The sequence below is a fragment of the Streptomyces sp. NPDC111606 genome, assembly GCF_055656945.1.
Window position 1 is genome coordinate 115,050 of the sequence record NZ_JBVKBY010000015.1, and the last position, 20,393, is coordinate 135,442.

Annotated in this window: 17 protein-coding genes; 15 read left to right on the forward strand and 2 right to left on the reverse strand. The window is 68.5% G+C overall.

The genetic code is table 11. The annotated features are described in order from the left end of the window. Positions 1-162 precede the first annotated feature (162 nt). A complete protein-coding gene (gene def / locus ACZ7M7_RS39690) occupies positions 163-792 on the reverse strand; it encodes a peptide deformylase (protein ID WP_472125697.1) in 630 nt (209 codons plus the stop codon). Positions 793-908: 116 nt separating this feature from the next. Between def and ACZ7M7_RS39695 the strand changes: the two genes are divergently transcribed. Continuing rightward, positions 909-2,735, forward strand: a complete 1,827-nt coding sequence (locus ACZ7M7_RS39695; protein ID WP_472125700.1) for a hydroxysqualene dehydroxylase — start codon at positions 909-911, stop codon at positions 2,733-2,735. A gap of 77 nt (positions 2,736-2,812) precedes the next feature. Here the strand turns inward: ACZ7M7_RS39695 and ACZ7M7_RS39700 are convergent, their stop codons facing one another. Further along, positions 2,813-3,646, reverse strand: coding sequence for a C40 family peptidase (locus ACZ7M7_RS39700; protein ID WP_472125703.1), 834 nt, complete (start codon positions 3,644-3,646; stop codon positions 2,813-2,815). Between the two features lie 713 nt (positions 3,647-4,359). Here ACZ7M7_RS39700 and ACZ7M7_RS39705 point away from each other — a divergent pair. The 14 genes from ACZ7M7_RS39705 to nuoN are packed head-to-tail and all read left to right on the forward strand — an operon-like array spanning position 4,360 to position 20,367. Further along, positions 4,360-4,719 (forward strand): NADH-quinone oxidoreductase subunit A, encoded by a 360-nt coding sequence (locus tag ACZ7M7_RS39705; protein ID WP_030950624.1) that lies wholly within the window; start codon positions 4,360-4,362, stop codon positions 4,717-4,719. Between the two features lie 15 nt (positions 4,720-4,734). Beyond that, entirely contained in the window at positions 4,735-5,289 is a 555-nt protein-coding gene (locus tag ACZ7M7_RS39710; protein ID WP_383610158.1) for a NuoB/complex I 20 kDa subunit family protein, read from the forward strand. Then, entirely contained in the window at positions 5,286-6,047 is a 762-nt protein-coding gene (locus ACZ7M7_RS39715; protein WP_383610155.1) for an NADH-quinone oxidoreductase subunit C, read from the forward strand. Before ACZ7M7_RS39710 ends, ACZ7M7_RS39715 begins: the two co-directional genes overlap by 4 nt. After that, positions 6,044-7,366, forward strand: a complete 1,323-nt coding sequence (locus ACZ7M7_RS39720; RefSeq protein WP_383610152.1) for an NADH-quinone oxidoreductase subunit D — start codon at positions 6,044-6,046, stop codon at positions 7,364-7,366. The genes ACZ7M7_RS39715 and ACZ7M7_RS39720 overlap by 4 nt, the downstream gene beginning before the upstream one ends. Next, positions 7,363-8,235, forward strand: coding sequence for an NADH-quinone oxidoreductase subunit NuoE (nuoE, locus tag ACZ7M7_RS39725; protein ID WP_472125708.1), 873 nt, complete (start codon positions 7,363-7,365; stop codon positions 8,233-8,235). The genes ACZ7M7_RS39720 and nuoE overlap by 4 nt, the downstream gene beginning before the upstream one ends. Continuing rightward, complete coding sequence (gene nuoF, locus ACZ7M7_RS39730; protein WP_383610146.1) at positions 8,235-9,584, forward strand: NADH-quinone oxidoreductase subunit NuoF; 1,350 nt, start codon at positions 8,235-8,237, stop codon at positions 9,582-9,584. The genes nuoE and nuoF overlap by 1 nt, the downstream gene beginning before the upstream one ends. Further along, positions 9,581-12,085 carry an NADH-quinone oxidoreductase subunit G gene (locus tag ACZ7M7_RS39735; protein WP_472125711.1) on the forward strand — a complete coding sequence of 835 codons (2,505 nt, stop codon included), beginning with the start codon at positions 9,581-9,583 and terminating at the stop codon, positions 12,083-12,085. The genes nuoF and ACZ7M7_RS39735 overlap by 4 nt, the downstream gene beginning before the upstream one ends. Then, positions 12,082-13,446, forward strand: a complete 1,365-nt coding sequence (nuoH, locus tag ACZ7M7_RS39740) for an NADH-quinone oxidoreductase subunit NuoH (protein ID WP_383610140.1) — start codon at positions 12,082-12,084, stop codon at positions 13,444-13,446. Before ACZ7M7_RS39735 ends, nuoH begins: the two co-directional genes overlap by 4 nt. After that, positions 13,439-14,080 carry an NADH-quinone oxidoreductase subunit NuoI gene (nuoI, locus tag ACZ7M7_RS39745; protein ID WP_383610137.1) on the forward strand — a complete coding sequence of 214 codons (642 nt, stop codon included), beginning with the start codon at positions 13,439-13,441 and terminating at the stop codon, positions 14,078-14,080. The genes nuoH and nuoI overlap by 8 nt, the downstream gene beginning before the upstream one ends. Then, positions 14,077-14,919: an NADH-quinone oxidoreductase subunit J gene (locus ACZ7M7_RS39750; RefSeq protein ID WP_383610134.1), complete on the forward strand. Its 843-nt coding sequence runs from the start codon at positions 14,077-14,079 to the stop codon at positions 14,917-14,919. Before nuoI ends, ACZ7M7_RS39750 begins: the two co-directional genes overlap by 4 nt. Beyond that, entirely contained in the window at positions 14,916-15,215 is a 300-nt protein-coding gene (gene nuoK / locus ACZ7M7_RS39755; protein ID WP_003998919.1) for an NADH-quinone oxidoreductase subunit NuoK, read from the forward strand. Before ACZ7M7_RS39750 ends, nuoK begins: the two co-directional genes overlap by 4 nt. A 15-nt stretch (positions 15,216-15,230) precedes the next feature. Then, a complete protein-coding gene (gene nuoL / locus ACZ7M7_RS39760) occupies positions 15,231-17,144 on the forward strand; it encodes an NADH-quinone oxidoreductase subunit L (RefSeq protein WP_472125716.1) in 1,914 nt (637 codons plus the stop codon). Between the two features lie 5 nt (positions 17,145-17,149). Then, positions 17,150-18,721 (forward strand): NADH-quinone oxidoreductase subunit M, encoded by a 1,572-nt coding sequence (locus ACZ7M7_RS39765; RefSeq protein WP_451170418.1) that lies wholly within the window; start codon positions 17,150-17,152, stop codon positions 18,719-18,721. Beyond that, positions 18,718-20,367, forward strand: coding sequence for an NADH-quinone oxidoreductase subunit NuoN (gene nuoN, locus ACZ7M7_RS39770; RefSeq protein ID WP_383610128.1), 1,650 nt, complete (start codon positions 18,718-18,720; stop codon positions 20,365-20,367). The genes ACZ7M7_RS39765 and nuoN overlap by 4 nt, the downstream gene beginning before the upstream one ends. Positions 20,368-20,393: the final 26 nt, after the last annotated feature.

Sequence of the window (20,393 nt, forward strand, 5' to 3'; positions counted from 1 at the left end):
CCCACTCTCGGCTTCGCTCGAGCGGGAGGGGCCCCCACCGCCGCACCGGGCGAAGCCCCGAGTACATCCAGTACACAGGGCTCCGCCCGGCACGCCGAGAGCACGCACCGGACGCCGCGGGGCCCGCCCTCCGGGCGGACGACGGGACTTTGCGGACACGACCTAGGCCCTGCTGAGGGCCTCGATGTTGGCGGCCCGGCGCGCGAACACCTCGTCCCGCCGGTCCGCCACCTGCCGCAGCGCCTCCTTCCGCTCCCGCTTGGAGAGCCGGTCCACATAGACCTGCCCGTTGCAGTGATCGGTCTCGTGCGCGAGGCAACGGGCGAAGTACCCCGTGCCCTCGATCACGACCGGCTCGCCGTCCCTGTCGAGGCCGCGCACCACGGCCCGGTCCGGACGCGGTACGTCCATCACCGCGCCCGGCACCGACAGACACCCCTCGCTGTCGTCGAGGAGCCTCCTGCGCGCCGCGTCGAGCGGTTCCAGCACCGGGTTGACGATGTGCCCGACGTGCCGGACCCCGTCGTCGTCCGGGCAGTCGTACACGAACAGCCGCAGAGCGACACCGACCTGGTTCGCCGCCAGGCCGGCCCCGTCGGCGATGTACATCGTCAGGAACATGTCGTCGATGAGCGCGGCGAGATCCGGCCCGAACTCGGTCACGTCCCGGCACGGCTTGTGCAACACCTCCTCACCCATCTCGGTGATCCTGCGCACCGTCCCCTGCCGGGCCTCCGGCGCGAGCGGCGGATGCGAGTCGACGGGCCTGCCTTGCACAAAAACGCTGGGCATCGCTTTTCTCCCTTTCCGGGCTTCTGTCCTTGTCCTGTTGCGGGTTGTGAGAATGCTGTGGTCGGCCGGGAATCAGGCTTCCGACCTCCGCAGACCCTCCCTACCCTCCGGGATTCATGACAACAGAACACACGCAGAAGCCCCAGGAGCAGACAGGTCACACACGATCCGGCCACACCCGCAGACGCTTTCTGGCCGGTGCCGGGGGAGTGGCCGGAGGCCTCGCCTTATGGTCCGCGGGAACCGCGAAGGCTGCTTCCGGTGGACGCGTCGCCGTCCTGGGCGGCGGAGTCTCCGGCCTGAGCGCCGCCCACGAACTCGCCGAACGCGGCTACGCCGTCACCGTCTACGAGTACTACGACGCCCTCGGCGGCAAGGCCCGCTCGATGCCCGTCCCGGGCACGGCGACCGGCGGCCGCGCGGACCTCCCCGCCGAGCACGGCTTCCGTTTCTTCCCCGGCTTTTACCGGAACCTGCCGGACACCATGCGCCGCATCCCCGTCGTCGGCAACGCACACGGCGTCCACGACAACCTCGTCAGCGGCACCGAGGCCCTGTTCGCCCGCGCCGACGGCCGCCCCGACCTGCACTTCCCGCTCCGCCGCGGCACCACCCCGCCCCGCCCCGGCGACCTCACCCTCGGCTGGATCCGCGACCAGCTCCTGTCGGTCCTGGACCTCGGCACCCGCCTCCCCGCCCACGAGGTGGCCTACTTCGCCGACCGCCTTCTGGTCCACCTCACCAGCTGCGACGCCCGCCGAGAGGAGGTGTGGGAGAAGGTCGCATGGTGGGACTTCATCCGCGCCGAGGAGATGAGCGAGGAGTACCGGACGCTCCTCGGCATCGGCCAGACCCGCAACCTCGTCGCCACACGCGCGGAGGTGGCGTCCACCCGAACCGTCGGCCGCGTCATCATCGAGGCCCTGCTCCTATGGGGCCTGCTCGGCCGCGGCATGGACGGCGACGCCGACATCGACCGCGTCCTCAACGCACCCACCAGCGAGGCCTGGATCGACCCCTGGGAGAGGCACCTGCGCTCCCTGGGCGTCGACTTCGCCCTCGGCACCCAGGTCCGCGAGGTCCACTACGACGGTGGTCGGGTGACCGGCGTCCGCGTCTCGGCCCGCGACGGCGGCGACGAACGCACCGTCACCGCCGACCACTACATCTCCGCCCTGCCCGTCGAGCACGCCCGCGGGACGTGGGGCCCGGCCCTGCGCGCGGCCGACCCCCAGCTCGCCCGGTGCGACGCGCTGCAGACGGACTGGATGACCGGCGTGATGTTCTACCTGCGCACGCCCACCCCCGTCGTGCACGGCCACATCAACTGCCTCGACTCACCGTGGGCGGTCACCGGCGTCGGCCAGGCGCAGTTCTGGGCCGGCCGGGACTTCTCCCGCGACTACGGCGACGGGCGCGCCCACGACTGCCTCTCCGCGATCATCTCGGAGTGGGACAAGCCGGGCATCCTGTACGGCAAGACGGCCAAGGAGTGCACCAAGGAGGAGGTCGTCGCCGAACTCTGGGCTCAGCTCAAGGACGGCCTCAACGACGCGGGCAGGACCACGCTCCGGGACGAGGACCGCCTGGGCTGGTTCATGGACCCGGCGGTGACGGGCCTGGGCGGCCCGAACCCGCAGAACCGCGAACAGCTCCTCATCCACCCCACGGGAACCCTCTACAACCGCCCCACGGCCCGCACAAAGGTCCCGAACTTCTTCCTCGCGGGTGACTACGTCCGCACCGACGTCGACCTGGCGTCGATGGAGGGCGCCAACGAATCGGCCCGCCTGGCCGTCAACGCCCTCCTGAAAGCGGACGATTCGGACGCCGAACGATGCCGGACCTGGGGGCTCTACCGGCCCCCGGAGCTGGAGCCGCTGAAGCGGGTCGACGAAGTGCGCTACAGGCTGGGTCTGCCCAACACCTTCGACCTCGGATGAGGCGTAAGGGCCGCTGCCCCCGAGCGGCTGCGGCCCTTACGTTGATCTCTGCGAGTCGGATGCGACCCGGACGCGACTCAGAGGACGCGCACCGCACCCGACGCCGGGTACCCGGACAGGTCCTGGATGACGACGCCCTTGGACGGGTTGGCCGCGTCCAGGTACTGGCCGTCTCCGATGTAGACGCCCACGTGGTACGCGGAGCCCTTGCCGCCCCAGTACAGGATGTCGCCGACCTGAAGGTTGGACAGCGACACGTCGGTGCCGGCCATCGACTGGTCCTGCGAGACCCGCGGCAGGTCGACGCCGACCTGCTTGAACGCGGCCTGGACCAGGCTGGAGCAGTCCCACGCGCTGGGGCCGGTGGCACCCATGACGTACGCGTCTCCCAGCTGGGCCTTGAGGAAGGAGACGACCGTCCCGACGCTGCCGCTGGCGGGAGCGGACACGTCGGTGCTCGTGGAAGCGGAGGCGGACAGGGTGGTCCGCTCGGCGCTGCGCGAGGCGGCGGCCTCTGCGGCGGCCCGGCGGGCCTCCTCGGCCTTCTTCTTCGCCTCGGCCTTCTTCTTGGCCTCCGCGAGGTCCTTCTTGGCTTCCTTGGCCGCCGCGGCTGCGGCCGCGTCACGCTCGGCGTCGAGCTCGTAGTTCGCCGCCGCCAGCTGAGTGGCGTCCGCGGACTGGGCGAGCTGGTTCGCCAGGTCGCCCGTGAGGGCGGGCAGTTCGATGGTCTGCGTCACCGGCTCGGCGGCGTTCGCCGTAGCCGCAGCGCCAGCCGCTGCCATGCTGAGGACGCCACCGGTAACTCCGGCGCGCATCGCGATGGTCGTCGTCGCGCTGCGGCGGGGCTTCCGGTGGCTGCGTATGTGAGCGGTGTGGGACATGAGAACAACCGGTATCAGGGGCTCCTCCATACCTACAAGAAACGTGTGCTGCGCCACAGTTACTCAATGGCGGCCCCAAATTCCCGGCGTGACGCCCTTTATTGACGCCGTAACGGACATTGCGGACGCATAGCACTCAGCCCGTGATCACGGTCTTTCATCATTAAGTCCGAATTGCCCAGCGCTTACCACTTGTTGAGACCGGTGGCCAAGCCCGGTTCTCAGGGCTCTCTCATCATGTGGCGGAGGTCACGCAACGGTCACAGCCTCGTGCGCGTCCTGTGCCCGGATCACGCCCGCCGACGCTCGTGAACGCGTGCACGCGTCCACATCCCCCTCCGGGGCTCCCTCTGAAGTGTGAACGCGCTCCTCTATCAAGACAGCCCGTCCATCACCAATTTGCATGCAAGAGAAGTCTCTTGATATTGAGACGACCCCTCCGAGCTGCAGTGATGAGCGAAAATGTCACCTCTGGTGATCACTCGGACGCTTCTCGTGCGAAGATCACCGCTCATCCGGCTTCATGATCCTTCGTCAGGTGGTGGAGATCACAAAGCTTGTGTAATACCCCGTGTCGCAGATCACAGAGCGGCAGGCATAGGATGCGAGGCAGTTGGGCTTGTGACCTGCTTCACATGTTCTCGATCTTCGCCGGGACGAGCGGGGCTTGTGGGACCGGTGAGGCGGATGTGAGCCCAGTGCAACCGCCAGCAGTCAGTGCCGACTGAGAGGAGCGAGGAGCGGTGAACGCCTATGCGCCCATCCTCGTACTGGGAGCCCTCGGGGCAGGCTTTGCGATCTTCTCCGTGGTCATGGCCACGCTGATCGGTCCGAAGCGGTACAACCGGGCCAAGCTCGAAGCCTACGAGTGCGGCATCGAGCCGACCCCCACGCCGGCCGGCGGCGGGCGCTTCCCGATCAAGTACTACCTGACGGCGATGCTCTTCATCATCTTCGATATCGAGATCGTCTTCCTCTACCCCTGGGCCGTCACCTTCGACTCCCTGGGGATTTTCGGGCTCGTGGAGATGCTGCTCTTCGTGCTCACCGTCTTCGTCGCGTACGCGTACGTATGGCGGCGCGGCGGCCTGGAATGGGACTGAGGGGCCTTTAACGACATGGGACTCGAAGAAAAACTGCCGAGCGGATTCCTGCTGACCACCGTCGAGCAGGCCGCGGGCTGGGTGCGTAAATCGTCCGTCTTCCCGGCCACCTTCGGCCTCGCCTGCTGTGCCATCGAGATGATGACCACCGGCGCCGGCCGCTACGACCTGGCGCGCTTCGGCATGGAGGTCTTCCGCGGCTCGCCGCGCCAGGCCGACCTGATGATCGTCGCCGGCCGGGTCAGCCAGAAGATGGCGCCGGTGCTCAGGCAGGTCTATGACCAGATGCCTAACCCCAAGTGGGTGATCTCCATGGGGGTCTGCGCCTCCTCGGGCGGCATGTTCAACAACTACGCGATCGTCCAGGGCGTCGACCACATCGTCCCGGTCGACATCTATCTCCCCGGCTGCCCGCCGCGGCCCGAGATGTTGCTGGACGCCATCCTCAAGCTCCACCAGAAGATCCAGACCTCCAAGCTCGGCGTGAACGCCGAGGAAGCGGCCCGCGAGGCGGAGGAGGCGGCGCTCAAGGCCCTGCCCACGATCGAGATGAAGGGGCTGCTGCAGTGAGCGACGCGAACGGTACCAACGGCGCGAACGGGTCGAACGGGGTCAACCCCGAGAAGGACCTCTCCGCCTCCAACCTCCCCGGCCAGCGCGGCCAGGGCGGCGAGGAGATCCGCGTCCAGCGCGGCATGTTCGGCGCCAACAGCGGCGGCGACACATCCGGCTACGGCGGTCTCGTCCGCTCGGTCCGGCTCCCGGGACCGGCGAGCCGCCCCTACGGAGGCTGGTTCGACGAGGTCGCCGACGAACTCGAGGGCGCACTGGAGGAACAGGGACTCCTCCCCGACAACGCCATCGAGAAGACGATCGTCGACCGCGGCGAACTCACCTTCCACATCGAACGCGAGCACCTGGTCCGCGTCGCCCGCACCCTGCGCGACGACCCGGCCCTGCGCTTCGAACTGTGCACCGGCGTCAGCGGCGTCCACTACCTCAGCGACCCCGGCCGCGAGCTGCACGCCGTCTACCACCTGCGCTCGATCACCCACAACCGGCTGATCCGCCTCGAAGTCAGCGCCCCCGACAGCGACCCGCACATCCCGTCGCTCGTCTCCGTGTATCCGACGAACGACTGGCACGAACGCGAGACGTACGACTTCTTCGGGATCGTCTTCGACGGTCACCCCGCCCTGACGCGGATCATGATGCCGGACGACTGGCAGGGCCACCCGCAGCGCAAGGACTACCCCCTCGGCGGTATCCCCGTCGAGTACAAGGGCGCCCAGATCCCGGCTCCGGACCAGCGGAGGTCGTACTCGTGAGCACGCAGTCAGCATCCGCCCGTGAGACCACCGAGGGCACCGTATATACGGTCACCGGTGGCGACTGGGACGAGGTCGTCCAGGCCGCGGCCCGGGCCGACGACGAGCGCATCGTCCTCAACATGGGCCCGCAGCACCCCTCCACCCACGGGGTGCTCCGCCTGATCCTGGAGATCGACGGCGAGACGGTCACCGAGGCCCGTTGCGGCATCGGCTATCTCCACACCGGTATCGAGAAGAACCTCGAGTACCGGACCTGGACGCAGGGCACCACGTTCGTGACGCGCATGGACTACCTGACGTCCTTCTTCAACGAGACCGCCTACTGTCTCGCCGTCGAGAAGCTCCTCGGCATCGAGGACCAGATCACCGAGCGCGCCAAGATCATCCGGGTGCTCCTGATGGAGCTGAACCGGCTCTCCTCCCACCTGGTGTGCATCGCCACCGGCGGCATGGAGCTCGGCGCCACCACGATCATGATCTACGGATTCCGTGATCGTGAAATGATTCTCGACATCTACGAGCTCATCACGGGCCTGCGGATGAACCACGCGTACATCCGCCCCGGCGGACTCGCCCAGGACCTGCCGCCCGGCGCGGTGGACCACATCCGCGAGTTCGTGAAGAAGATGAAGAAGAACCTCCCGGAGTACGACAAGCTCGCCACCGGGAACCCCATCTTCAAGGCCCGCATGCAGGACATCGGCTATCTCGACCTGGCCGGCTGCATGGCCCTCGGCGCCACCGGCCCGATCCTGCGCTCCACCGGCCTGCCGCACGACCTGCGCAAGTCGCAGCCGTACTGCGACTACGAGACGTACGACTTCGAGATCCCGACCGCCGACACCTGCGACTCCTACGGGCGTTTCCTGATCCGCCTGGAAGAGATGCGCCAGTCGCTCGGGATCGTCGAGCAGTGCCTGGACCGGCTCCAGCCCGGCCCCGTCATGGTCGCCGACAAGAAGATCGCCTGGCCCGCCCAGCTCGCCCTGGGACCCGACGGGCTCGGCAACTCCCTCGACCACATCAAGAAGATCATGGGCACCTCCATGGAGGCCCTGATCCACCACTTCAAGCTGGTCACCGAGGGCTTCCGCGTCCCGCCGGGACAGGCTTACGCGGCCGTCGAGTCGCCCAAGGGCGAGCTCGGGGTGCATGTCGTCTCCGACGGCGGCACCCGCCCCTTCCGGGTCCACTTCCGTGACCCGTCCTTCACCAACCTGCAGGCCATGGCGGCGATGTGCGAGGGCGGCCAGGTCGCCGACGTCATCGTCGCCGTCGCGTCCATCGACCCCGTGATGGGAGGCGTCGACCGGTGACCACCTCTTCTTCGGAGCGGGGCGTCAGCCTGGGCATGCCCGAACTGCCCGCGCCCGGCTACCCGGACGACGTTCGAGCCCGGCTGGAGACCGACGCGCGCGAGATCATCGCCCGCTACCCGGACTCCCGGTCCGCCCTCCTGCCGTTGCTGCACCTCGTGCAGTCGGAGGAGGGCCACGTCACGCGCACCGGGATGCAGTTCTGTGCGGACGTGCTCGGCCTGACCACGGCCGAGGTCACCGCGGTCGCCACCTTCTACACGATGTACCGCCGCAGGCCCTCCGGCGACTACCAGGTGGGCGTGTGCACCAACACCCTGTGTGCGGTGATGGGCGGTGACGCGATCTTCGAGGAGCTCCAGGAGCACCTGGGCGTCGGCAACGGCGAGACCACCGACGACGGCAAGGTCACGCTGGAGCACATCGAGTGCAACGCGGCCTGCGACTTCGCACCGGTCGTGATGGTCAACTGGGAGTTCTTCGACAACCAGAACCCCGCCAGCGCCAAGAGCCTGGTCGACGACCTCCGGGCGGGACGGCCCGTCGAGCCCACGCGTGGCGCTCGGCTGTGCACCTTCAAGGAGACCGCGCGGATCCTGGCCGGCTTCCCCGACGAGCGGCCCGGGGCCGTCGAGGAGAGCGGCAGTGCGGGCCCGGCGTCGCTGGTGGGCCTCCGCCTGGCCAGGGGAGAGGCCGCACCCGCGCGCGTGGTCCATCCGCGGAACGGCGGCCCGCACGAGGGACCGCAGGACAGGGCAGTGCACGAACCGTCGCCGGCTGAACACCTCAGCTCGCACGACGCGCCGCAGGATTCGTCCGCGTCCGACCCGGCCCACCCGGCAGGGCCTGTCGCCGAGGAGGGGGAGTGATGACATTGGCACCCGAGCTGAAGGAAAACAGCCCCGAGAAGCTGCTCGCACCCGTGCTGTCGGCCTTCTGGGACGAGGACAGGTCCTGGACGCTGGACGTCTACCGAAGGCACGAAGGGTACGAGGGCCTTCGCAAGGCGCTCGCCATGACGCCGGACGACCTGATCGCGTACGTCAAGGACTCCGGTCTTCGCGGGCGCGGCGGCGCGGGATTCCCGACGGGAATGAAATGGCAGTTCATTCCCCAGGGCGATGGAAAACCGCACTATCTAGTTGTCAACGCCGACGAATCGGAGCCCGGAACCTGCAAGGACATTCCGCTCCTCTTCGCGAACCCGCATAGCCTCATCGAGGGCATGATCATCGCGTGTTATGCCATCAGGTCGTCGCATGCCTTCATCTATCTGCGCGGTGAAGTCGTCCCTGTGCTGCGGCGGTTGCACTCGGCCGTGAGCGAGGCCTACGCGGCCGGCTACCTCGGAGAGAACATCCTCGGCAGCGGCCTCGATCTCGAACTCACCGTGCACGCGGGCGCGGGCGCGTACATCTGCGGTGAGGAGACCGCACTGCTCGACTCGCTCGAAGGCCGCCGTGGTCAACCGCGGCTCCGTCCCCCCTTCCCTGCGGTGGCAGGTCTCTACGCCTGCCCGACTGTTGTGAACAACGTCGAGTCGATTGCGTCAGTTCCCGCGATTGTGAATCGCGGCAAGGACTGGTTCAGGTCGATGGGCAGCGAGAAGTCCCCGGGCTTCACGCTCTACTCGCTCAGCGGCCATGTCACCAACCCCGGCCAGTACGAGGCCCCGCTCGGCATTACGCTCCGCCAGCTGCTGGAGATGAGCGGCGGGATGCGGCCCGGGCATCGCCTGAAGTTCTGGACCCCGGGCGGCTCCTCGACGCCGATGTTCACCGACGAGCACCTCGACGTCCCCCTTGACTACGAGGGAGTGGGCGCCGCGGGTTCCATGCTCGGCACGAAGGCCCTCCAGTGCTTCGACGAGACGACCTGCGTCGTGCGCGCCGTCACCCGCTGGACCGAGTTCTACGCCCACGAGTCCTGCGGCAAGTGCACGCCCTGCCGCGAAGGCACGTACTGGCTCGTGCAGTTGCTGCGTGACATCGAGGCCGGCAAGGGCGTCATGTCCGACCTCGACAAGCTGAACGACATCGCCGACAACATCAACGGCAAGTCCTTCTGCGCCCTCGGCGACGGTGCCGCCTCGCCGATCTTCTCCTCGCTGAAGTACTTCCGTGAGGAGTACGAGCAGCACATCACGGGCCGCGGCTGCCCGTTCGACCCGGCCAAGTCGACGGCCTGGGCCGACCACCGCACGGAGGTGAACGCATGACTGTGACCACCAGCGCTCCCTCCGGAGGGGGAGAGGCGGCGGTCCCGCCGGAGGATCTCGTGTCGCTGACGATCGACGGCGCCGAGATCAGCGTGCCGAAGGGCACCCTGGTCATCCGGGCCGCCGAGCAACTCGGCATCGAGATCCCCCGCTTCTGCGACCATCCCCTGCTCGACCCGGCCGGCGCCTGCCGCCAGTGCATCGTCGAGGTCGAGGGCCAGCGCAAGCCGATGGCGTCCTGCACGATCACGTGCACGGACGGCATGGTCGTGAAGACGCACCTGACCTCGCAGGCCGCCGAGAAGGCCCAGAAGGGTGTGATGGAGCTCCTGCTCATCAATCACCCGCTGGACTGCCCGGTCTGCGACAAGGGCGGCGAGTGCCCGCTGCAGAACCAGGCCATGTCGCACGGGCACGCCGAGTCCCGCTTCGAGGGCAGGAAGCGGACGTACGAGAAGCCCGTGCCGATCTCCACGCAGGTGCTGCTCGACCGCGAGCGGTGCGTGCTGTGCGCCCGCTGCACCCGGTTCTCCAACCAGGTCGCGGGCGACCCGATGATCGAGCTGATCGAGCGGGGCGCGCTCCAGCAGGTCGGCACCGGCGAGGGCGACCCCTTCGAGTCGTACTTCTCCGGCAACACCATCCAGATCTGCCCGGTCGGCGCGCTGACCTCGGCGGCGTACCGATTCCGCTCCCGCCCCTTCGACCTGGTGTCCTCGCCGAGCGTCTGCGAGCACTGCTCCGGCGGCTGCGCCACCCGCACCGACCACCGGCGCGGCAAGGTCATGCGGCGACTGGCCGCCAACGACCCCGAGGTCAACGAGGAGTGGATCTGCGACAAGGGGCGGTTCGGGTTCCGGTACGCGCAGCAGCGCGACCGGCTCCAGACGCCTCTGGTGCGCAACGCCGAGGGTGACCTCGAGCCGGCTTCCTGGCCGGAGGCGCTGCAGATCGCGGCCCAGGGGCTGCTCGCCTCACGCGGCCGGACCGGCGTGCTGACCGGCGGCCGTCTCACCGTCGAGGACGCCTACGCGTACAGCAAGTTCGCGCGCGTGGCGCTCGACACCAACGACATCGACTTCCGCGCGCGCTTGCACAGCAGCGAGGAGGCCGACTTCCTCGCCGCGCGGGTCGCAGGTCACGGCCGTGACCTCGACGGTACGGGCGTCACGTACACCGCCGTGGAGAAGGCACCGGCCGTCCTGCTGGCCGGGTTCGAGGCCGAGGAGGAGGCGCCCGGCATCTTCCTGCGGCTGCGCAAGGCCTGGCGCAAGCACGGCCAGAAGGTCTTCTCGCTCGCCACGCACGCCACGCGCGGACTGGAGAAGGCCGGCGGCACCCTGCTGCCCGCCGCCCCCGGCACCGAGACCGAGTGGCTGGACGCGCTCGCCGGCGGAGTCGGCCTGGACGAGGCCGGATCGAAGGCGTCCGACGCGCTGCGCACCGAGGGTGCGGTGATCGTCGTCGGCGAGCGGCTGGCCGGCGTGGCGGGCGGGCTCACCGCCGCCGTACGGGCCGCGTCCGCGACCGGTGCCCAGCTGGTGTGGATCCCGCGCCGGGCGGGGGAGCGCGCTGCCGTGGAGGTGGGCGCGCTGCCGTCGCTGCTGCCGGGCGGACGTCCCGCGACCGACCCGCGCGCGCGGGAGGAGGTCGCCGCCGTCTGGGGAGTCGCCGAACTCCCGCACCGCTACGGCCGCGACACCGGCCAGATCGTCGAGGCCGCCGCGGCCGGTGAACTCCAGGCCCTGCTGGTCGCGGGTGTCGAGGTCTCCGACCTGCCCGACCCGGCACGCGCGCGTGAGGCGCTCGGCGAGGTCGGCTTCGTGGTGTCGCTGGAGCTGCGGCCCGGCGAGGTCACCGAGCTCGCCGATGTGGTCCTGCCGGTCGCGGCGGTCGCCGAGAAGGCCGGCACCTTCCTCAACTGGGAGGGCCGGGTGCGCTTCTTCGAGGCCGCGCTCAAGCCCGACCAGATGACCCGCCGCCTGGCCCCGACCGACGCGCGCGTGCTGCAGATGCTGGCCGACGCCATGGACGTACACCTGGGCCTGCCGGATCTGCGCACCACGCGCGCGGAGATCGACCGGCTCGGCGCCTGGGACGGACCCAGGGCCACCGAACCCCTGACGATCGCCGCCCAGTTGCCGCGGCCGGCCGCCGGTGAGGCAGTCCTCGCCGGGCACCGGCTGCTGCTCGACCAGGGGCTCCTCCAGCAGGGCGACGAGGCGCTCGCCGGCACCCGGCACGCCGCCCACGCGCGGGTGTCGGCCGCCACGGCCGCCGAGGCCGGCGTGAAGGAAGGCGACATCCTCGCCGTGACCGGCCCCGCCGGAGTCGCCGAACTGCCCCTGCAGATCACGGAGATGCCCGACCGGGTCGTGTGGCTCCCACTGAACTCCGTGGGCGCCGGCGTCGCCTCCGACACCGGGGCGCTGCCCGGCTCACTCGTCCGCATCGGCCCGGCGACCCTCGCGTCCGAGGCCCCCGAGGAGGTGGAGGCATGAGCCCTTTCCTCGCCGCTGAAGACCTGTCGATGTTCGGCCGCGACCCCTGGTGGCTGGTCGTCATCAAGGCGGTGTTCTGCTTCGCCTTCCTGATGGTGACCGTGCTGTTCTCCATCGTCTGGGAGCGCAAGGTCGTCGCCTGGATGCAGCTGCGCATCGGCCCCAACCGGCACGGCCCCTGGGGCATGCTCCAGTCGCTCGCCGACGGCATCAAGCTGATGCTCAAGGAAGACGTCATCGTCAAACGCGCGGACAAGGTCGTCTACGTCCTCGCGCCGATCGTCGCGGCCATCCCGGCCTTCATGGCGATCGCGGTGATCCCCTTCGGCCCGGCCGGCAACGAGATCTCGATCTTCGGCCAGCGCACCACGATGCAGCTCACCGACCTGCCGATCGCGATGCTCTACATCCTCGCGGTCGCTTCGGTCGGCATCTACGGCATCGTCCTTGCGGGTTGGAGTTCCGGATCCACCTACCCGCTGCTGGGTGGCCTGCGTTCCTGCGCGCAGATGATCTCGTACGAGATCGCGATGGGCGCGGCCTTCGCCTCGGTGTTCCTCTACTCCGGGTCGATGTCGACCTCGGCGATCGTCGAGGCGCAGCAGGACCGCTGGTACATCGTGCTGCTGCCGGTCTCCTTCCTGATCTACATCGTGACGATGGTCGGCGAGACCAACCGCGCCCCCTTCGACATGCCGGAGTCCGAGGGCGACCTGGTCGGCGGCTTCAACACCGAGTACTCGTCGATCAAGTTCGCGATGTTCATGCTCGCCGAGTACGTGAACATGGTGACGGTCTCGGCGGTGTCCGTGACGCTCTTCCTGGGCGGCTGGCGGGCCCCGTATCCGGTCAGCACCTTCTGGGAGGGCGCGAACCACGGCTGGTGGCCGCTGCTCTGGTTCGTGATCAAGGTCCAGTTGCTGCTGTTCTTCTTCATCTGGCTGCGCGGCACGCTGCCCCGCGTCCGCTACGACCAGCTGATGAAGCTCGGCTGGAAGGTCCTCATCCCGGTCTCCGTGGTCTGGTTGATGCTCGTCGCGACCGTGCGGACCCTGCGGAACGAGAACTACGACTTCGCCGACATCGCCCTCTACGTCGGCGGCGGCGTCCTCGCGCTGCTCCTGCTCTCCTTCGTCGTGGACATGTTCCGCGACCGGGCGAAGACGGCCGAGCAGACCGCGGAGGAACCCGCCGGCTTCGACGCGATGGCGGGCGGATTCCCCGTACCGCCACTGCCCGGACAGGAACTTCCGCCAGTGCCTCGACGTCGCCCGCGCCATGAGCGGGAGCTGATTGTCAGTGGTGGGCCCGATACTCAGAGTGACGGATCTCTGGATGGAAAGGAGGCGTCCGATGGCTGAGGAGCCCAAGGAGACCAAGCCCGGTTTCCAGAACCCCGTGGCCGGCTTCGGCGTGACCTTCAAGGCCATGTTCAAGAAGCGGCTGACCGAGCAGTACCCGGAGCAGCAGAAGACCACCGCTCCGCGCTTCCACGGACGGCACCAGCTCAACCGCCATCCGGACGGCCTGGAGAAGTGCGTCGGCTGTGAGTTGTGCGCCTGGGCCTGCCCCGCCGACGCCATCTATGTGGAGGGCGCCGACAACACCGACGAGGAGCGCTACTCGCCGGGCGAGCGGTACGGCCGCGTTTACCAGATCAACTACGCCCGCTGCATCCTGTGCGGCCTGTGCATCGAGGCGTGCCCCACGCGCGCGCTCACGATGACCAACGAGTTCGAGCTCGCGGACTCCAGCCGCGCCAACCTCATCTACACCAAGGAGCAGCTGCTCGCCGGTCTCGAGGACGGCATGGTCGACAGCCCCCATGCCATCTACCCGGGCACGGACGAGCAGGACTACTACCGGGGTCTGGTGACGGAGGCCGCGCCGGGCACGACCCAGCAGGTCGCGCTCTCCAAGGGCGAGGTCCCGCAGGACGCGGACTCGACCGTCGGTGAGGACGAACCGGCGTCCGAGAAGGTGACCGGCCGATGACCGAGCAACTCGCCGCCTACTCCACCTCCACCGGAGAGGCCTTCCAGTTCTGGGTCCTCGGCACCGTCGCCGTGATCGGCGCCCTGTGCACCGTCTTCATGAAGAAGGCCGTGCACAGCGCGCTCTGTCTCGCCGGGACCATGATCATCCTGGCGGTCTTCTACCTCGCCAACGGCGCATACTTCCTGGGCATCGTGCAGATCGTCGTCTACACCGGCGCGATCATGATGCTGTTCCTGTTCGTGGTGATGCTTGTCGGCGTCACGGCCGCTGACTCCCTGAAGGAGACCATCAAGGGCCAGCGCTGGCTGGCCCTTCTCTGTGGCCTGGGCTTCGGCACCCTGCTGATCGGTGGTATCGGCAATGCCTCGATCACGGAGTTCAACGGTCTCGCCCAGGCGAACGCGAACGGCAACGTGGAGGGCCTCGCCACCCTCATCTTCACCAAGTACGTCTTCGCCTTCGAGATCACCGGCGCCCTGCTGATCACGGCCGCCATCGGCGCCATGGTGCTCACGCACCGCGAACGCACCGAGCGTGCCAAGACCCAGCGCGAGATGTCCGAGGAGCGCGTCCGCGAAGGCAAGCACGTCCCGCCGCTGCCGGCCCCCGGCGTGTACGCCCGCCACAACGCGGTCGACATCGCGGGCCTCCTGCCCGACGGCACCCCGTCCGACCTCACGGTCAGCAAGACGCTGCGCGAGCGCGGCCAGATCCGTGACGTGTCCACCGAGGCGCTCAACGACCTGCGGGCCCTGGAACAGCGCGCGGAGGAACGGCTGGAGCGGACCGCGATCGAGCCGTCGACCTTCAAGCGGCCCGAGGAGGCGTCGAAGTGAACCCGGTCAACTACCTCTACCTCGCCGCCCTGTTGTTCACGATCGGCGCCACCGGCGTGCTGATCAGGCGCAACGCGATCGTCGTCTTCATGTGCATCGAGCTCATGCTCAACGCGTGCAACCTCACGCTCGTGGCTTTCTCGCGGATGCACGGCAATCTCGACGGCCAGATCATCGCCTTCTTCACGATGGTCGTCGCCGCCGCGGAGGTGGTCGTCGGGCTCGCGATCATCGTGTCGCTGTTCCGTTCCCGCCACTCGGCCTCGGTCGACGACGCCAGCCTGATGAAGCTCTAAGGGGTCGGAAGAATCGTGGAGAACCTGATTGCGCTGCTGATCGCGGCGCCATTGCTCGGAGCGGCCCTCCTGTTGTGCGGCGGCCGGCGTCTCGACGCCGTCGGCCAGTGGATCGGCACGCTCCTGTCCTTCGTCTCCTTCGTCTTCGGCGTGATCCTCTTCGCCGACCTGCTGGGCAAGGACGCCGAGAGCCGGACCCTCACCCAGCACCTGTACAGCTGGATCCCGGTCGAGGGCTTCCAGGCGGACGTCGCCTTCCGCCTCGATCAGCTGTCGATCACGTTCGTGCTGCTGATCACCGGCGTCGGCTCGCTGATCCACCTGTACTCGGTCGGGTACATGGAGCACGACGAGCGGCGCCGCCGCTTCTTCGGCTATCTGAACCTGTTCCTCGCGGCGATGCTGCTGCTCGTCCTCGCCGACAACTACCTGCTGCTGTACGTCGGCTGGGAGGGCGTCGGTCTCGCCTCCTACCTGCTGATCGGCTTCTGGCAGCACAAGCCCAGCGCGGCCACGGCCGCGAAGAAGGCCTTCCTGGTCAACCGCGTCGGCGACATGGGCCTGTCGATCGCGATCATGCTGATGTTCCTCTGGTTCGGCAGCTTCGCCTTCGGGCCGGTGCTCGGCTCCCACGAGGAGGCCGGACTCGTCGCCGACACGAGCGAGGGCAGGCTCACCGCCATCGGCCTGATGCTGTTGCTCGCCGCGTGCGGCAAGTCCGCCCAGGTGCCGCTGCAGTCCTGGCTCGGGGACGCGATGGAGGGCCCGACCCCGGTCTCGGCCCTCATCCACGCCGCGACGATGGTGACCGCGGGCGTCTACCTGATCGTGCGTTCCGGAGCGATCTTCAACGCCGCGCCGGACGCGCAGCTGGTCGTCACCATCGTCGGTGCCGTCACGCTCCTCTTCGGTGCGATCGTCGGTTGCGCGAAGGACGACATCAAGAAGGCGCTGGCCGGCTCGACCATGTCGCAGATCGGCTACATGGTCCTCGCCGCCGGCCTCGGCCCCATCGGCTACGTCTTCGCGATCATGCACCTGGTGACGCACGGCTTCTTCAAGGCCGGGCTGTTCCTCGGCGCCGGTTCGGTCATGCACGGCATGAACGACGAGGTGGACATGCGCAAGTACGGCGCCCTGCGCAAGTACATGCCGGTCACCTTCGTCACCTTCGGCCTCGGCTACCTCGCCATCATCGGTTTCCCGGGCCTGTCCGGCTTCTTTTCCAAGGACAAGATCATTGAGGCGGCGTTCGCCAAGGGCGGCACCGAGGGCTGGATCCTCGGCGGCTGCGCGCTGCTGGGCGCGGCCATCACGGCGTACTACATGACGCGCGTGATGCTGATGACGTTCTTCGGCGAGAAGCGCTGGCAGCCCGACGAGAAGGGCAATGAGCCGCACCCGCACGAGTCGCCCAAGGTCATGACGATCCCGATGATCGTGCTGGCCGTCGGGTCGGTCGCCGCCGGTGGGTTCTTCAGCATCGGCGAACGCTTCGTGCACTGGCTGGAGCCCATCACCGGGTTCGAGCACGGCCATCCGCCGATCAGCGCGGGAGTCGTCACCGGCGCGACCGTCGCTTGCATGGTGATCGGCGTCGCCATCGCCTACGGCCAGTACGGCCGCCGGCCGGTCCCGGTCGTCGCCCCGCGCGGGTCGCTGCTCACCCGGGCCGCCCGGCGCGACCTGCTCCAGGACGACTTCAACCACGTCGTCCTCGTGCGCGGCGGCGAACACCTCACGCGCTCCCTGGTGTACGTCGACCACACCCTGGTCGACGGCGTCGTCAACGGCACGGCGGCGTCGGTCGGCGGTCTGTCCGGACGGATGCGCAAGCTCCAGAACGGCTTCGCACGGTCGTACGCGGTCTCGATGTTCGGGGGTGCGGCGGTCCTCATCGCCGTGACCCTGCTGATGAGGGCGGTCTGATACCGATGTCCTTTCCTCTGCTGACAGCTACGGCGGCGCTCCCGGCGATCGGGGCGATCGCCACGGCCGCCGTACCGGCCGCCCGGCGCACCGCCGCCAAGTGGCTGGCGCTGCTCTTCTCGCTCGCCACGCTCGCCCTCGCGATCACCGTCCTGGTCCGCTTCGAGCCGAACGGCGACCGCTACCAACTCACTGAATCCCACGCCTGGATCGCGGAGTTCGGGGTCCGCTACGAACTCGGCGTCGACGGCATCGCGGTGGCGCTGATCGCGCTGACGGCGCTGCTGATGCCGTTCATCATCCTCGCGGGCTGGCACGATGCCGACCCGCTGGAGACCGGCAGCAGGCGCTGGCGGCCGACGCAGGGCTTCTTCGCCCTGATCCTGGCCGTCGAGGCGATGGTGATCCTCTCCTTCGAGGCCACCGACGTCTTCCTCTTCTACATCTTCTTCGAAGCCATGCTCATCCCGATGTACTTCCTCATCGGCGGCTTCGGGGACCGTGCCCACGAGCACGGCGAGAAGGTGGCGTCCACGCAACGGTCGTACGCCGCCGTGAAGTTCCTGCTCTACAACCTGGTCGGCGGTCTGATCATGCTGGCCGCGGTGATCGGCTTGTATGTGGTCGCCGGGAACTTCAGCCTCCAGGAGATCGCCGAGGCCCGCGCCAACGGCACGCTCGACATGGCGACGAACACCGAACGCTGGCTGTTCCTCGGCTTCTTCTTCGCCTTCGCGGTGAAGGCGCCGCTGTGGCCGCTGCACACCTGGCTGCCCAATGCGATGGGGGAGGCCACCGCACCGGTCGCCGTCCTCATCACCGCGGTCGTCGACAAGGTGGGCACCTTCGCGATGCTCCGCTTCTGCCTCCAGCTGTTCCCGGAGGCGAGCAAGTGGGCGACGCCCGCGATCCTCGTACTGGCGCTGATCAGCATCATCTACGGCGCCCTGCTCGCGGTCGGGCAGCGGGACATCAAGCGCCTGGTGGCGTACGCGTCGATCTCCCACTTCGGCTTCATCATCATGGGCATCTTCGCGATGACCAGCCAGGGCCAGTCCGGCGCGACGCTCTACATGGTCAACCACGGCATCTCGACGGCCGCGTTGATGCTGGTGGCCGGATTCCTGATCTCACGGCGGGGTTCGCGGCTCATCGCCGACTACGGCGGTGTGCAGAAGGTCGCCCCGGTGCTCGCCGGCACCTTCCTGATCGGCAGCCTGGCGACCCTGTCGCTGCCGGGCCTTGCACCCTTCGTCAGTGAATTCCTGGTCCTGGTCGGCACATTCACGCGCTACCCGGTGATCGGCATCATCGCCACCTTCGGCATCGTGCTCGCCGCGCTCTACACGCTCGTCCTCTACCAGCGGACGATGACGGGCCCGGTGAAGGCGGAGGTCTCCGCGATGCCCGACCTCAGGGTGCGTGAACTTGTGGTCGTCGCCCCGCTGGTGGCACTGCTGATCTTCCTGGGCGTCTACCCGAAGCCCCTCACGGACATCGTCAACCCGGCGGTCAAGCAGACCATGTCCGACGTACAGAAGAAGGACCCCCAGCCCGAGGTGGAGGCGGCCAAGTGAGCGCATCAGCCGTCCACAGCCTGTGGACAACCGCGGCCGATCCGATCTCGAAGATCGACGCACCCAAGATCGAGTACGGACAATTGTCGCCCACCCTGATCATCGTCGGAGCGGCGATCCTCGGGGTGCTGATCGAGGCGGTGGTCCCGCGCAAGTCCCGCTACTACGCGCAGGTGTTCGTCTGCGTCGTGGCGCTCGTCGCCGCCTTCGCCGCCGTGGTGGCGCTGGCGGCCGGCGGATACGCCACGACCAAGGCGGGCATCGCCGCGATGGGCGCGATCGCCGTCGACGGACCGGCCCTCTTCCTGCAGGGCACGATCCTGCTGGCGGGTCTGGTCGGCCTGTTCACCTTCGCCGAGCGGCGGCTCGACCCGGAGGCACACGGCAACCGGGTCGACTCCTTCGCCGCACAGGCCGCGTCCGTGCCGGGCAGCGACAGTGAGAAGGCCGCGGTGAAGGCCGGGTTCACCACCACCGAGGTGTTCCCGCTGCTGATGTTCGCGGTCGCGGGCATGCTGATCTTCCCGGCGGCCAACGACCTGCTGACGCTGTTCATCGCGCTGGAGGTCTTCTCGCTCCCGCTGTACCTGATGTGCGCGCTGGCCCGCCGCAAGCGGCTCATGTCGCAGGAAGCCGCGGTCAAGTACTTCCTGCTGGGCGCCTTCGCGTCCGCGTTCACCCTGTTCGGCATCGCGCTGCTGTACGGGTACGCGGGTTCCGTGTCGTACGCGACGATCGCGCAGGTCGTCGACGGTACGGTCCCGGACGTCACCCCGGCGCTCGCGGACACGATGGGCAACGACGCGCTGCTGCTCGTCGGCGCCGCGATGATCGTCATGGGCCTGCTGTTCAAGGTGGGCGCGGTGCCGTTCCACATGTGGACGCCCGACGTCTACCAGGGCGCGCCGACGCCGGTGACAGGGTTCATGGCGGCGGCGACCAAGGTGGCGGCGTTCGGTGCGCTGCTCCGCATCCTCTACGTCGTGCTGCCCGGCCTGCGCTGGGACTGGCGGCCGGTCATGTGGGGCGTCGCGATCGTCACGATGCTGGGCGGTGCGATCGTCGCGATCACGCAGACCGACATCAAGCGGCTGCTGGCGTACTCGTCGATCGCGCACGCGGGCTTCATCCTCGCGGGTGTCATCGCGACCACGCCGGACGGGGTGTCGTCCGTCCTCTTCTACCTGGCCGCCTACTCGTTCGTGACGATTGGGGCGTTCGCGGTGGTGACGCTGGTGCGCGACGCCGGCGGCGAGGCGACGCACCTGTCCAAGTGGGCCGGTCTGGGCCGGCGTTCACCCATGGTCGCGGCCGTGTTCGCAGTGTTCCTGCTGGCCTTCGCCGGTATCCCGCTGACCTCGGGCTTCGCAGGGAAGTTCGCCGTGTTCAAGGCGGCGGCGGAGGGCGGGGCGGGCCCGCTGGTCGTGGTCGGTGTGATCTCGTCCGCGATCGCGGCGTTCTTCTACATCCGCGTCATCGTCCTGATGTTCTTCAGCGAGCCGAACCCGGAGGGGCCGACCGTGGCCGTTCCGTCGCCGCTGACGATGACGGCGATCGGGGTGGGCGTGGCGGTCACGCTGGTACTGGGTGTGGCGCCGCAGTACTTCCTGGATCTGGCCGGCAATGCGGGGGTGTTCGTGCGCTGACCCGGCGCACGCCTGCACGGCGGTGG

Coding starts and splice junctions, on each gene's coding strand:
- def (WP_472125697.1), bottom strand. CDS start 792: ATGCCCAGCGTTTTTGTGCAAGGCAGGCCCGTCGACTCGCATCCGCCG.
- ACZ7M7_RS39695 (WP_472125700.1), top strand. CDS start 909: ATGACAACAGAACACACGCAGAAGCCCCAGGAGCAGACAGGTCACACA.
- ACZ7M7_RS39700 (WP_472125703.1), bottom strand. CDS start 3,646: ATGGAGGAGCCCCTGATACCGGTTGTTCTCATGTCCCACACCGCTCAC.
- ACZ7M7_RS39710 (WP_383610158.1), top strand. CDS start 4,735: ATGGGACTCGAAGAAAAACTGCCGAGCGGATTCCTGCTGACCACCGTC.
- nuoF (WP_383610146.1), top strand. CDS start 8,235: ATGACATTGGCACCCGAGCTGAAGGAAAACAGCCCCGAGAAGCTGCTC.
- ACZ7M7_RS39735 (WP_472125711.1), top strand. CDS start 9,581: ATGACTGTGACCACCAGCGCTCCCTCCGGAGGGGGAGAGGCGGCGGTC.
- nuoH (WP_383610140.1), top strand. CDS start 12,082: ATGAGCCCTTTCCTCGCCGCTGAAGACCTGTCGATGTTCGGCCGCGAC.
- nuoI (WP_383610137.1), top strand. CDS start 13,439: ATGGCTGAGGAGCCCAAGGAGACCAAGCCCGGTTTCCAGAACCCCGTG.
- ACZ7M7_RS39750 (WP_383610134.1), top strand. CDS start 14,077: ATGACCGAGCAACTCGCCGCCTACTCCACCTCCACCGGAGAGGCCTTC.
- ACZ7M7_RS39765 (WP_451170418.1), top strand. CDS start 17,150: ATGTCCTTTCCTCTGCTGACAGCTACGGCGGCGCTCCCGGCGATCGGG.